This is a genomic window from Ruegeria sp. AI3, assembly GCF_056541245.1.
Map to the genome: position 1 here is coordinate 1 of NZ_JBQFYA010000003.1, position 12,175 is coordinate 12,175.

Annotated in this window: 15 protein-coding genes; 13 read left to right on the forward strand and 2 right to left on the reverse strand. The window is 59.7% G+C overall.

The annotated features are described in order from the left end of the window. Both ACRZ95_RS05990 and ACRZ95_RS05995 read left to right on the forward strand, forming a co-directional pair. Positions 1-85 (forward strand): EF-Tu C-terminal domain-related protein (locus ACRZ95_RS05990; RefSeq protein ID WP_226783293.1); only part of this gene is annotated, 85 nt, incomplete at its 5' end. A gap of 227 nt (positions 86-312) precedes the next feature. Further along, positions 313-1,254, forward strand: a complete 942-nt coding sequence (locus tag ACRZ95_RS05995) for a lipid A-modifier LpxR family protein (protein ID WP_170676725.1) — start codon at positions 313-315, stop codon at positions 1,252-1,254. Positions 1,255-1,290: 36 nt separating this feature from the next. Here the strand turns inward: ACRZ95_RS05995 and rpe are convergent, their stop codons facing one another. After that, positions 1,291-1,980 carry a ribulose-phosphate 3-epimerase gene (gene rpe, locus ACRZ95_RS06000; RefSeq protein ID WP_170676727.1) on the reverse strand — a complete coding sequence of 230 codons (690 nt, stop codon included), beginning with the start codon at positions 1,978-1,980 and terminating at the stop codon, positions 1,291-1,293. 169 nt (positions 1,981-2,149) lie between these two features. Here rpe and phnC point away from each other — a divergent pair, with 169 nt between their 5' ends. The 5 genes from phnC (at position 2,150) to ACRZ95_RS06025 (ending at position 6,875) form a co-directional block, all read left to right on the forward strand. Beyond that, positions 2,150-2,971: a phosphonate ABC transporter ATP-binding protein gene (gene phnC, locus ACRZ95_RS06005; RefSeq protein ID WP_170676729.1), complete on the forward strand. Its 822-nt coding sequence runs from the start codon at positions 2,150-2,152 to the stop codon at positions 2,969-2,971. Between the two features lie 67 nt (positions 2,972-3,038). Then, a complete protein-coding gene (gene phnD, locus ACRZ95_RS06010) occupies positions 3,039-3,941 on the forward strand; it encodes a phosphonate ABC transporter substrate-binding protein (RefSeq protein WP_170676731.1) in 903 nt (300 codons plus the stop codon). Between the two features lie 66 nt (positions 3,942-4,007). After that, complete coding sequence (gene phnE, locus ACRZ95_RS06015) at positions 4,008-4,889, forward strand: phosphonate ABC transporter, permease protein PhnE (protein ID WP_170676733.1); 882 nt, start codon at positions 4,008-4,010, stop codon at positions 4,887-4,889. After that, a complete protein-coding gene (gene phnE / locus ACRZ95_RS06020; protein WP_170676736.1) occupies positions 4,886-6,244 on the forward strand; it encodes a phosphonate ABC transporter, permease protein PhnE in 1,359 nt (452 codons plus the stop codon). Before phnE (ACRZ95_RS06015) ends, phnE (ACRZ95_RS06020) begins: the two co-directional genes overlap by 4 nt. Before the next feature lie 16 nt (positions 6,245-6,260). Beyond that, positions 6,261-6,875: an LbetaH domain-containing protein gene (locus tag ACRZ95_RS06025; RefSeq protein ID WP_170676738.1), complete on the forward strand. Its 615-nt coding sequence runs from the start codon at positions 6,261-6,263 to the stop codon at positions 6,873-6,875. Positions 6,876-7,015: 140 nt separating this feature from the next. On the opposite strand, the gene phnF is transcribed toward ACRZ95_RS06025, so the two are convergent. Next, positions 7,016-7,726, reverse strand: a complete 711-nt coding sequence (phnF, locus tag ACRZ95_RS06030; protein ID WP_170676740.1) for a phosphonate metabolism transcriptional regulator PhnF — start codon at positions 7,724-7,726, stop codon at positions 7,016-7,018. 103 nt (positions 7,727-7,829) lie between these two features. On the opposite strand from phnF, the gene phnG reads away from it, so the two are divergent. The 6 genes from phnG to phnK are packed head-to-tail and all read left to right on the forward strand — an operon-like array spanning position 7,830 to position 12,175. Continuing rightward, on the forward strand, positions 7,830-8,288 hold the full coding sequence (phnG, locus tag ACRZ95_RS06035) for a phosphonate C-P lyase system protein PhnG (RefSeq protein WP_480554671.1): 459 nt from the start codon (positions 7,830-7,832) through the stop codon (positions 8,286-8,288). After that, complete coding sequence (gene phnH, locus ACRZ95_RS06040) at positions 8,288-8,863, forward strand: phosphonate C-P lyase system protein PhnH (protein ID WP_170676742.1); 576 nt, start codon at positions 8,288-8,290, stop codon at positions 8,861-8,863. Before phnG ends, phnH begins: the two co-directional genes overlap by 1 nt. Before the next feature lie 3 nt (positions 8,864-8,866). Continuing rightward, positions 8,867-9,958, forward strand: coding sequence for a carbon-phosphorus lyase complex subunit PhnI (locus ACRZ95_RS06045; RefSeq protein ID WP_170676744.1), 1,092 nt, complete (start codon positions 8,867-8,869; stop codon positions 9,956-9,958). Then, positions 9,955-10,551: an HAD family hydrolase gene (locus ACRZ95_RS06050; RefSeq protein ID WP_170676746.1), complete on the forward strand. Its 597-nt coding sequence runs from the start codon at positions 9,955-9,957 to the stop codon at positions 10,549-10,551. The genes ACRZ95_RS06045 and ACRZ95_RS06050 overlap by 4 nt, the downstream gene beginning before the upstream one ends. Beyond that, the gene (locus tag ACRZ95_RS06055; RefSeq protein ID WP_170676748.1) at positions 10,548-11,408 is read left to right on the forward strand and encodes an alpha-D-ribose 1-methylphosphonate 5-phosphate C-P-lyase PhnJ; all 861 of its coding nucleotides are present in this window, start codon (positions 10,548-10,550) and stop codon (positions 11,406-11,408) included. The genes ACRZ95_RS06050 and ACRZ95_RS06055 overlap by 4 nt, the downstream gene beginning before the upstream one ends. Next, positions 11,405-12,175, forward strand: a complete 771-nt coding sequence (gene phnK / locus ACRZ95_RS06060; protein WP_170676750.1) for a phosphonate C-P lyase system protein PhnK — start codon at positions 11,405-11,407, stop codon at positions 12,173-12,175. The genes ACRZ95_RS06055 and phnK overlap by 4 nt, the downstream gene beginning before the upstream one ends.

Sequence of the window (12,175 nt, forward strand, 5' to 3'; positions counted from 1 at the left end):
CGCGATGGAGCAGGGCCTGCGCTTTGCGATCCGCGAAGGCGGCCGCACCGTCGGCGCCGGCGTTGTGTCGAAAATCACTGAATAAGTCGCGTAAGCGAATGATCAGACGGAAAGGGCGTCCCTCGGGACGCCCTTTTTTTTGTTGCAGCTATGATCTGGATGTCTCTCAAGGTGTCTGAGATGTTGCCTTTTGGCCGCGACTCACTGCACTCACGCATGAAAATATTGTTGAAATCAAAACCTTTTCTTACGGTCCTTGAAAACGTATCGCGCCTGATGAACGGCTGAGCGTGAAGAGGGAAGGGGACGGCAATGAAGATATTCTGGGCACTTATCTTCATCTGTGTTCCGCAGTTTCTGCTCGCGCAATCCTTGTCTCCCACGCCCCAACAAACAGAGCCAACAAAGCGAGAGCTGATCGGGTTCGGTTGGATGTTCACGGATGATCTGATTGGTGATGATCACGACCGTTGGCAGACATCGTCTCTGAACCTGTCGTGGATTCTGGCGCGGGGCTGGAGCGAGGAACTGCCAGAAACCTTTGGGGACGTGATCGAGATTCGGGCGTACACGCAGATGATATCTCCCGAGGATCTGGTTACGCCAAACCCGCAGGACAGACAGTATGCCGGGATCCTGTCGCTTGGTGCGTATACGCATTTTCAAAGACATAGTGCGCAGTTCACTGTTGGCGCTGAATTGGTGGCCGTAGGGCCGCGAACGGGCGTGGACAGCCTGCAGACCGAATTTCACAAGCTGATCGGAAGCACGCCACCGTCGCGGGCGGTCCTGGATGAGCAGATTTCCAATGATTTTTATCCCACCGTAGTCGCGGAAATCGGGCGAGAGTGGGATTGGGGCCGAAACACGCGCCTCCGCCCGTTTGCCTCTGTGCGGGCCGGAGACGAGACTCTCGCTCGCGTTGGAGTGGATGTGACCTTTGGACAAGTGGGACGGTCAGAGCTACTGATCCGCGACAAGATCACTGGTCAGCGCTATCGCTCCATGCGGACAGGACCAAAGGGTGTCAGCGGTGTGTTCGGGTTTGATGCAGCCTACGTGGACGACAGCGCATATATCCCGAATTCCGGGGCGGTCAGCCTTAAGCATGAACGGTATCGCGCGCGCCTTGGTCTGAACTGGGAGGCCAAATACGGAACTCTGTTTTACGGCGCGACGTATCTTAGCGAAGAATTCAACCAACAACCTGAAGGACAGGTTGTTGGATCATTGAGTTTCAAGGTCTCGTTCTGACCTTGTGTTGCTGTGAAACAGCGGCGGCCAGTAGCATTATTTCAATGCAGATTCCGCGGCCGCCCGAACCGAAGCGATATTCGCACCATAGACGTCAGGTTGGTCAACCGACCCGCCTTTGAACACGGCCGATCCCGCGACCAGCACATCCGCGCCTGCTGCTGCGACCAGCGAGGCTGTGTTTGGGTCAACACCGCCGTCAATCTCGATATGCACCGGGCGGTCTCCGATCATCTGGCGGAGCTTGCGGACCTTGCTGGTCATGTCGATGAACTTTTGGCCTCCGAAGCCCGGGTTCACGGTCATGACGCAGACCAGATCGGCGAGGTCCAGCAGATGCTCGACCGCCTCGGCAGGGGTGCCCGGGTTCAGGGCAACACCGGCCTTCATGCCTGCGGCGCGGATGGCTTGCAGGGTGCGGTGTGTATGTGGACCGGCCTCGACATGGGCAGTCAGTATGTCGGCACCCGCATCGGCATAGGCCTGGATATAGGGATCGACCGGCGTGATCATCAGATGCACATCCATCACCGTTTTCACATGGGGGCGGAACGCTTTGACCGCCGGAGGGCCGAAGGTCAGGTTTGGCACGAAATGGCCGTCCATGACATCAACGTGGACCCAATCGGCACCCTGGGCCTCGATGGCCTGAATTTCGGCTCCGAAATTGGCGAAATCGGCGGACAGGATCGACGGAGCGATCTTGATGGAACGGTCAAAGCTCATAGCGGGCCTCATGCAGGAAACTGGGGTTGCGGGCGCGTATAACGGGGAATGAGCCTAAAGGGTAGGCCCTATGGTACGGGCTGCGGTGTTTACAAAACTTTCACTGAACCGACACATATCCGTTGAGTGCAATCCGTAGCTACCCGCCAACACGAATTGGGGGTGGCACGTGCTGCACATCAAAAAACTGACCAAACGTTTCGGCGAGAATGTGGCGGTGGATACCGCAACGCTGGACGTGGACAAGCCCTGCATGATCGGCATCATCGGTCGCTCGGGCGCGGGGAAATCGACGCTGTTGCGCATGATCAACCGGCTGACGGATGCCAGTGATGGCGAGATCCTGTTCCAAGGCCGCGACGTGACGCAGTTGAAGGGTCGCGACAAGCGCGCTTGGCAGGCCGATTGTGCGATGATCTTCCAGCAGTTCAACCTCGTGCCCCGTCTGGACGTGGTGTCGAACGTGCTTCACGGGACGCTGAACCGCCACTCGACCCTGGCTACGATGTTCAATCTGTTCCCGATGGATGAGGTCCACCGCGCTATCGACATCCTAGATCGTCTGGGCATCGCGGAACATGCGCCCAAGAGGGCCGAGGCGCTTTCGGGTGGTCAACAGCAGCGCGTTGCCATTGCCCGCGCCCTGATGCAGAACCCCAAGATCATTCTTGCCGATGAACCGATTGCCTCGCTGGACCCGATGAATGCTCAGGTGGTGATGCAGACCCTGCGCCGCATCCACGAAGAGGACAGCCGCACTGTCATCGCCAACCTGCACACGCTGGATACTGCGCGCCGCTATTGCGACCGCGTGGTGGGTATGCGCGACGGGCGTATCGTCTTTGACGGTCTGCCCGAACAACTGACCACAGGTGTCGCCCGCGAGATCTATGGCGCCGATGCCAGCTTCTCGGAAGAGGCAACCTCGACCGAGATCGAAACCCTCGACGCCACACAAAAGGCCCTGATGGAAGCCGAAGCGACCGTCTGAGCCACCCCAAACCCTTTCATCGCCCGGCCCGATGAGAGGTCGGGAACATCAAACTGGAGAGAGACAGATGAAAAAACTAGTTGCTGCCCTTGTTGCGACCACTGCCATGGCCGCGCCTGCAATGGCTCAGGAAATTTCCGAGCTGCGTATCGGCATTCTGGGCGGTGAGAACGCTCAGGACCGTCTGAACAACAACGAATGCCTGCGCGTCTACACCGAAGAGGCTCTGGGCGTTCCAGTCAAGCTGTTTGCCCCTGCCGACTATAACGGTGTGATCCAGGGCCTGCTGGGCGGCACCATCGACGTCGCCTGGCTGGGCGCGTCGGGCTACGCGAAAACCTACCTGTCCGACCCCGAAGCGGTTGAGCCGGTTCTGGTCAAGGTCAACACCGATGGCGGCTACGGCTATCACTCGATCGGTTTTGCCCGCAAAGACAGCGGCATCACCTCGTTGGAAGACATGAAAGGCAAGACCTTTGGCTTCGGCGATCCCAATTCGACCTCGGGCTACCTGATCCCGTCGATCGAAATCCCTGCGGCCACCGGTGCGACCATGGATCCGGGCGACTATTTCGGTGAAGTGAAGTTCACCGGCGGTCACGAGCAGACCATCGTTGCAGTGAACAACGGGGACGTTGATGGCGGTGTGACCTGGGCCGATGGTCTGGGCGAATGGGAAGACGGCTACCAGTCGGGTGCCCTGCGCCGTGCCGTTGATGCCGGTCTGATCGACATGAACGATCTGGTGCAGATTTGGAAATCCGAGCCGATCCCGGAAGGCCCAGTTGTTGTCCGCAAGGCCCTGCCCGCCGACGTCAAAGCCAAAGTGACCGAGCTGTGGGACACCCTGTCGGAGAAAGACCGCGATTGCTTCTACGGTGTGGCTGCGGGCGAAGCCAAAAGCTTTGATCCGATCACCCACGACGCCTACGAAATCATCATCGAAGCACGCAAGCTGAAGTCCAACTAAGCCTGTCTCTTCTATTCGCGGGGTCCGGTGTTTTGCCGGACCCCGTTTTCCACTCAGGAGCATTCCATGACAGACCTTTCGGCAGGGTCCTATAGCGTCGATCAGATCCGCGACGACTATACCGCGATGACGCGGCGCAAACGGGTATATGGTGGTATCCTCCTGATCCTGTTCGTTGCTCTGATGGCAGCGGGCTTCCGCACGGCGGATGAGCGCAACGCGGGCAGTTTCATTGACGGTTGGCACAGGATTCTGGACTACCCGTCCGAGGTTCTGTCCGAGGCGTGGGAAAAGATCGCCGAGATGCCGGCCAATCTGGTCGAATTCTTCCCGGCCCTGATCGAGACGATCAACATTGCCGCCGCCTCGACCCTGATTGGGACGATTGCGGGTACGTTTCTGGCCCTGATGGCGACACGGGGTATGGCGCTCTGGCCCTCGTTGATCCCGCTGTTCCGCCGGATCTCGGATATCTGTCGCGCGATCCCAGAGATCGTGATTGCTCTGGTTCTGATCTTCATTCTGGGTGGCGGGCCGGTGCCCGCGATGATCGCCATTGCCATCCACACGGCTGGCGCTTTGGGCAAGCTGTTCTCTGAGGTGAATGAAAACGCCTCTCTCAAACCTGTTGAAGGTTTGCAGTCCGTCGGGGCGAATTGGTCCCAGCGCATGTATCTGGGCGTGATCCCTCAGGTCGGCCCGAACTATGTCAGCTACGCTCTGCTGCGGTTCGAGATCAACATCCGCGCCTCAGCCATCCTCGGTTTTGTCGGTGCCGGAGGTCTGGGCTATGAGTTGCGCAACGCCATGTCCTGGGGGCAGGGGCGCTATGATGAGGCCGCGGCCATCTTCATCCTTCTCTTCGTCACTATTGTGGTCGTTGACCAGATTTCTGGCTATCTGCGCGACCGTCTGACCCACGGGTCGGAAAAAGGAGCCTCGGCATGAGTACCTTTGCCACCGATCTGTCGATTGATGACCTGAAGGCCGAAGCGGACCGCCTGTTCAGCCGTAAACGCATCGTGAATTTCGGGTTGCCGGGGCTGGTTGCCCTCTACCTGATCTACGTCTTCTTCGCCTTTGACGTTCCGGGATTGACCGAACGGGCCAACTGGGAAAACGGCAAGACGCTGGTGGCGGACAGCTACAGCTACAAGACGCATATTGAACGCGATAACCGCACTGGCGAGGTCTCCGCCGCGATCGAAGGTGAGCGGAAAGGGAGCTATCCCGATGGCACAGCACCCGATTGGGTCGCGCTGGGTGAGACCACGGTGATCGATCTGGAAGACGGCCATGTGGTGCGTTTCGGGCCTGAGACAGTCGAATACGACATCCCAGGCTACGGCACAGTACGCGCAACCCCCAGCCGGTCGGCCGGTGTGCAGGCCGAACTTCCTGCCGGAGAAGTTCCGGACTGGATCAATGTTTCCAAGAACCGTCTGGCCATCAAAACTGATGCAGGCCGTCTGACCGTCACCCGCAACCGGTCCGAGGTGTTCCGTTACTTCACCGGGTGGGAGCTGTTCTGGTTCACGCTCGACAGCCCCTACTACGGCAAGTCCTTCCCCGAGCTTGTGAGCCTTGCGGCATCTGGTGAGGCGGGCGCGATCCTGAATGACTTCTGGACCAACAAGATGTGGCGGCATCAGGACGTGGCCTGGGCGATCTTCGAGACGATCCTGATGGCGTTCCTCGGCACGCTGGGCGCGGGCATGATTGCACTGCCTTTGGCCTTCCTCGCGACGCGGAACTTCAATCCGCTGCGCTCGGTCCGCTTTGCAACGCGGCGCGTGTTTGATTTTGTACGCGGCGTGGATGCGTTGATTTGGACTGTTGTTCTGGCGCGGGCTTTTGGTCCCGGTCCGTTGACAGGGGCACTGGCGATTCTGGTCACGGATACTGGAACCTTCGGGAAGATCTTCTCGGAGGCGCTGGAGAATGTCGACAACAAGCAGATCGAAGGCGTCCAGTCGACCGGGGCAAACGCGCCGCAACGCTATCGCTTTGGGGTGATCCCGCAGATCACTCCGGTTCTGCTAAGCCAGCTTTTGTACTTCCTTGAATCCAACACCCGCAGCGCGACCGTGATTGGTGCGATCACTGGTGGCGGGATTGGTCTGTTGCTGACGCAGGCGATCATCACGCAGAAAGACTGGGAAGAGGTCGCCTATTACATCGTTCTTATCATTCTAATGGTGATGCTGATGGATTGGTTCTCGGGCTGGTTGCGCAAGCGTCTGATTCAGGGCGAGGCCGGCAAAAAGCGCAAGCCGCGCGGTGCGGCCAAGCTGCAATCCTGAGCGTATGGGGAATACGATGACGCGTCTGCGCTCTGATCAGCCTTTCATTCACCCGGATTGCCAAATCTCGGGCAGCAGCTTTGGCGCCTATGTTGAGATCGGCGCGGGGACGCGGGTCGCCAATTCGCGGTTCGGAGACTACTCCTATTGCGACCGAACCTGTGACATAGCCAATGCCGAGATCGGCAAATTCGCCAATATCGCCAGCTTCACCCGGATCGGCGCGACGGACCATCCGATGGAGAAAGCCTCCTTGCATCATTTCCTGTATCGCTCAGCGGATTATTGGGAGGACGCGGAAGACGATGCAGAGTGGTTTGCCCATCGTGCCGGGCGACAAGCGTCGATTGGCCATGACACTTGGATCGGCCACGCGGCGATCATCAAGCCCGAGGTGAAGATCGGGCACGGGGCGGTTGTAGCGTCCGGTGCGATCGTGACCAAGGATGTCGCCCCCTACACGATCGTTGCCGGGGTAACCGCGCAACCGATCCGGCGGCGCTTTTCCGAGCAGGTGTCGGAGAGGCTACTGGCTCTGGCCTGGTGGGATTGGAGCCACGACAGATTGCGCGACGTGCTGCCGGATTTCCGCGCATTGCACATTGAGGCGTTTCTGGAGAAATACGCGTAACCCTCCCGCGTCCGCATGTGCATCGGCTACGCCGATACCCGTTGGCGGTCTTAGGCCCAGCGCCGCGCTTTGCGCGGCGCGACCCCCAACAGGATGAGGCCTTCGACAGGAGGCTGAAGACGGGCGGGAGCACCCCCGGATCAGGTCTCGTGCAGCGTCAGGGTTACGCGCTCACCGGCGAAAACGGTTTTTCCATACTCGACCGGTTGCCCATCTGGGGCCGCATTGATCCCAAGCGAATGCAGGATCGGCGCGCCTTCGTTGAGGTTCAGGTGCAACGCTTGCGTCGCCGTGGCCGCGCGGGCCGTTAGCCGTGTGGATGTCCGTATGAAATCCTCGATACCGCAGAGTTGAAGCGCCTTGGTGACGGATTGGGTTTCGGTCAAGTGGGTGAGGATTTCAGGCAGTCTGAGCGCCGGAAAGACGCTTTGAAACAGCGCGATGGGTTGACCATCCGCCAAAGACAAGCCGTCATAAACATGAACTGGATCGCCGGGCTGCAAAGCCAGTGCTTCGGCTTCGGCCTCATCCGCAGCGCGGGTGGTCAGAGACAGGATGCGCTTGCCCGGTATCTTGCCGCTGGCGGAGATGCTCTTGTGATATCGAACTCGTTTGCCAATCGGATAATCCGTTGGCCGCGCGGTGACAAAGACACCGGCCCCGCGGCGAGGCTGAACCAACCCCTGCTCCGAAAGCTCGGCCAGCGCGCGCCGGACCGTATGGCGATTGACGCCGTGGGTGGCCGCGAGTTGCGCCTCGGTCGGCAGCCGGTCGCCCGTGCCAAAGCGCCCCTCGGCGATATCCGAGGTCAGGCTGAGTGCGATGCTTTTCCAGATCGGTGTTTTGCTCATGTCATCAAAACTTCATGGTCTCATGGATTGCCTGACAGGCGTATGCAGGTTAATATTTGTCTAGTTGTATAGTTCGAGTAGACAACCGCGACAAGGGCTTTCGATGACAGAACAGATGAAAAGCAACGGGATCACGCGTCAGGAGTGGATGGGCCTGCTGGCCCGCGCCCCCGAGGACGCGATGATGCCGCTTTGGGACAGGGTGGCGTATCATCCATCGTTCAAATGGCTGCGCAGCCCCGAGATTGGCGGAGTGATGGTGCGCGGTCGAGCGGGCGCCATTGGCGCGCCGTTCAATCTGGGTGAAATGACGGTCACGCGCTGCTCGTTGGCTTTGGAGGATGGCACTGTAGGGCATGGCTATGTCCAGGGCCGTTCCAAGTCCAAGGCTGAGGCCGCCGCACTGATTGATGCTCTGATGCAGACCGAGGCAGCGGATCGTCTGACCGAACTGGTGATCACTCCGCTCAAGACCCAAATGCAGGATACCCGCAAGGCGCGTGCGGCAAAAGCGGCGGCCACCAAGGTTGAGTTCTTCACGCTGGTCCGAGGAGAGGACTGATGAACGCACAACCGCATTTTTCAGGCGGATTTCAGGACGCCCCGCGTGATGCTGCGCACGCGTTTCGGGCCGCGATGACCGTGATGGCGCGACCCGGAGAAATCAGAACGCTAGTCGGGGCGGAACCTCCGGCACCGCTATCGGTTGCGGCAGGTACTCTGCTGCTGACTCTGTGCGATGCGGATGCAGGGGTTTATCTGGCGGGCGCGGCAGATACGCCGGACATGCGTCAATGGCTCGGGTTTCATACAGGTGCTCCAATCGTCGAGGCGTCGAAAGCGGATTTCGCCGTGGGCCGCTGGCCTGAACTGATGCCTTTGAACGACTACAGGATCGGCACGTCCGAATATCCCGACCGCTCGGCCACTTTGATTGTTGAGAGTGATGCACTCGCGCCTAAGGGCGCGGTTCTGAGCGGGCCTGGGATCAAGACCACGGCACGTCTGTCGCTGCCGGATATCGCGGCGCTGCAGGGCAATGCGATGCTCTATCCGTTGGGCTGTGACTTCTTCTTCACCTGCGGGGATCAGGTCGCAGCCTTGCCGCGTAGCACGCAGATTCAGGCCGAGGGGTAACCGATGTATGTAGCCGTCAAAGGTGGTGAAAAGGCCATCAAAAACGCCCATGCCTGGCTGGCTGAGGAGCGTCGGGGCGATACCGACATCACCGATCTGAGTATCGCGCAAATCCGCGAACAGCTGAGCCTTGCCGTCAATCGGGTTATGGCCGAGGGTTCACTGTACGACCCGGACCTCGCGGCGCTGGCGATCAAGCAGGCGCGCGGGGATCTGATCGAGGCGATCTTTCTGATCCGCGCCTATCGCACCACGCTGCCCCGGTTTGGCTATTCCAATCCGGTCAAGACGGGGGATATGGCCTGCGACCGTCGCGTCTCGGCCACGTTCAAGGACGCGCCGGGGGGGCAGGTGCTGGGGCCGACCTTCGACTACACCCACCGCCTACTGGATTTTAAACTGGCCGCCGATGGTGAAATTGCCCCCGCGCCCGAAGGCGACGCCCGGCAAGAACCGACACCGCATATCACCAGCTTCCTCAAGGGTGAGGGCGTTATTCAGGACGAGCCGCTCAGCGAGGACGCACCGGGCGACATGACCCGGGAGCCGATGGAGTTTCCGTCGAACCGCCCTTTGCGTTTGCAGGCTCTGACCCGCGGGGATGAGGGGTTCGTTCTCGGCATGGCCTACTCAACCCAGCGCGGCTACGCCCGTAACCACGCTTTTGTCGGCGAATTGCGGATCGGTAAAGTGGCGGTCGAGATGGACATCCCCGAGCTTGGTTTCGCCATTGAGATCGGTGAGGTCGAGCTGACCGAATGTGAAACCGTCAACCAGTTTCAGGGTTCCAAGACCGAACCGCCGCAGTTCACCCGTGGCTATGGTCTGGTCTTTGGGCAGTCCGAGCGCAAAGCGATCTCGATGGCTCTAGTCGACCGGGCATTGCGGTGGAAAGAGCTGGGCGAAGACTATCTGGGGGCTGCCGCGCAGGATGAGGAATTCGTCCTCAGCCATGCGGATAATATTCAGGCCACCGGGTTCCTCGAACACATCAAGCTGCCGCATTACGTGGATTTCCAATCGGAACTGGAACTCGTGCGCAAGCTGCGCCGAGAGGCGGAAGAACGCATAGCACCCAAGGAGGCTGCAGAATGAAAGCGGTGGTTTTTGATATCGGTGGCGTGCTTGTCGATTGGCAGCCGCATCTGGCCTGGGTCGAGGCGCTGGGGTCGGAAGACGCCGCACACGCCTTCATCAAAAGGACAGATTTCCTAGCGCGCAACGCGCGGGGCGACAATGGAGAGCGTTTCGCCGATATGGCGCAGGAGCTTTCGGACCCGCGCGATCAGGAGCTGTTCGCAGCCTATGTCGACCTCTACGCCCGCACGGTCGAGACACCGATCCACGGCACATGGGACGTTCTGGACCGCCTGAAGACGCAAGGCACGCCGGTCCACGCCATCACCAATTGGTCGGCGGAAACATGGCCCGAGGGACTGAAGGTTCAACCACGGCTGGGCGAGGTCTTTGGCACGCTGGTCGTGTCGGGCCAGGAGGGCGTGATGAAACCCGACGCGCGGATTTTCGAAATCCTGTGCGAACGTTCCGGCCACGCGCCCGAAGACTGCGTGTTCATCGACGACGGCCTGCACAATGTCAAAGGTGCACAGGCAGTGGGCATGGACGCCATTCACTTCACCTCGCCACAGGCTTTGGATGCCGCGTTGACTGAAAGAGGCTTGCTATGACCGAGTACAACTTCGCCTATCTGGATGAGCAGACCAAGCGGATGATCCGCCGGGCGATCCTCAAAGCGTTGGCGGTTCCGGGCTATCAGGTGCCTTTCGCTAGCCGCGAGATGCCGATGCCCTATGGGTGGGGCACTGGCGGTGTTCAGGTCTCGGCGGCAACGCTAACGCCCGACGATACGTTCAAGGTGATTGATCAGGGTGCGGATGACACGACCAATGCGGTATCGATCCGCAAGTTCTTTGAGAACACTGCCTGTGTTGCGACTACCGAAGAGACCGAGAAGGCCACCGTCATCCAGACCCGCCACCGCATCCCCGAGGCAAAGCTGACCGAGGATCAGATCCTTGTCTATCAGGTCCCGATCCCTGAGCCTCTGCGCTTTCTCGAACCACGCGAGACAGAAACGCGAAAGATGCACAGCCTTGAGGAGTACGGGCTGATGCATGTGAAGCTTTACGAAGATATCAGCCAACACGGTGCGATTTCGACCTCATACGCTTATCCGGTCAAAGTGTCGGATCGCTATGTGATGGACCCGTCGCCGATTCCGAAATTCGACAACCCGAAGCTGGAGATGGACGCGATCCAACTATTTGGCGCGGGGCGCGAACAGCGGATCTACGCGGTGCCACCCCATACCAAGGTCGTCAGCCTCGATTTTGAGGACTACCCGTTTGAGGCCTCCAAAGCCGATCACCCCTGCGACATGTGCGGGGCCGAGGACAGCTATCTGGACGAAGTCATCATGGATGACGCGGGCAATCGGATGTTTGTCTGCTCGGACACGGATTACTGCCGGTCGCGCCGTGAAGCGGGCCACCAAGGCCCCATGACCAGAGAGGACGCGGCATGACCCCGCTATTGCAAGTCAAGGACATCGAAAAAAGCTACGGTGCCCGGATCGGATGTACGGATGTAAGTTTTGATCTCTATCCCGGTGAGGTGATGGGGATCGTCGGCGAAAGCGGGTCGGGCAAATCGACGTTGCTGAATTGCCTGGCGGGTCATCTTGAACCCGATGTAGGGCAGGTGATCTTTGACACCCGTGCTGACGGTCCTGTCGATACGGTCACCATGTCCGAGCCCGAGAGGCGGATGCTGAGCCGCACGGATTGGGCCTTTGTCCATCAACACGCTCGCGACGGCTTGCGCATGTCGGTCAGTGCGGGCGGCAATATTGGCGAGCGTCTGATGGCCGTTGGCGATCGCCACTACGGTGACATTCGCGACAAGGCGATCGACTGGTTGGGCCGGGTTGAGATCAGCGAGGTTCGGGTCGATGATCGCCCCACTGCGTTCTCGGGAGGGATGCAGCAGCGCCTGCAGATCGCGCGTAATCTGGTGACAGGGCCTCGGCTTGTATTCATGGATGAACCGACCGGAGGGCTGGATGTTTCGGTTCAGGCGCGGCTTCTGGATCTGTTGCGCGGTTTGGTGCGAGAGATGGGTCTGAGCGCGATTATCGTCACCCACGATCTGGCCGTTGTGCGCCTGCTGGCGGATCGGTTGATGGTGATGAAAGACGGGCATGTCGTCGAAACCGGCCTGACCGATCAGGTGCTGGACGATCCGCAACATGCGTATACGCAGCTGCTCGTGTCCAGCGTTCTGCAGGTTTGA

Bases quoted from the DNA above. Each gene is read 5' to 3' on its own strand.
- ACRZ95_RS06055 (WP_170676748.1), top strand. From the start codon at position 10,548: ATGACCGAGTACAACTTCGCCTATCTGGATGAGCAGACCAAGCGGATG.
- phnF (WP_170676740.1), bottom strand. From the start codon at position 7,726: ATGAGCAAAACACCGATCTGGAAAAGCATCGCACTCAGCCTGACCTCG.
- phnD (WP_170676731.1), top strand. From the start codon at position 3,039: ATGAAAAAACTAGTTGCTGCCCTTGTTGCGACCACTGCCATGGCCGCG.
- phnK (WP_170676750.1), top strand. From the start codon at position 11,405: ATGACCCCGCTATTGCAAGTCAAGGACATCGAAAAAAGCTACGGTGCC.
- phnG (WP_480554671.1), top strand. From the start codon at position 7,830: ATGACAGAACAGATGAAAAGCAACGGGATCACGCGTCAGGAGTGGATG.
- ACRZ95_RS06025 (WP_170676738.1), top strand. From the start codon at position 6,261: ATGACGCGTCTGCGCTCTGATCAGCCTTTCATTCACCCGGATTGCCAA.
- ACRZ95_RS06050 (WP_170676746.1), top strand. From the start codon at position 9,955: ATGAAAGCGGTGGTTTTTGATATCGGTGGCGTGCTTGTCGATTGGCAG.
- phnH (WP_170676742.1), top strand. From the start codon at position 8,288: ATGAACGCACAACCGCATTTTTCAGGCGGATTTCAGGACGCCCCGCGT.
- ACRZ95_RS05995 (WP_170676725.1), top strand. From the start codon at position 313: ATGAAGATATTCTGGGCACTTATCTTCATCTGTGTTCCGCAGTTTCTG.
- phnE (WP_170676733.1), top strand. From the start codon at position 4,008: ATGACAGACCTTTCGGCAGGGTCCTATAGCGTCGATCAGATCCGCGAC.
- phnE (WP_170676736.1), top strand. From the start codon at position 4,886: ATGAGTACCTTTGCCACCGATCTGTCGATTGATGACCTGAAGGCCGAA.
- ACRZ95_RS06045 (WP_170676744.1), top strand. From the start codon at position 8,867: ATGTATGTAGCCGTCAAAGGTGGTGAAAAGGCCATCAAAAACGCCCAT.
- rpe (WP_170676727.1), bottom strand. From the start codon at position 1,980: ATGAGCTTTGACCGTTCCATCAAGATCGCTCCGTCGATCCTGTCCGCC.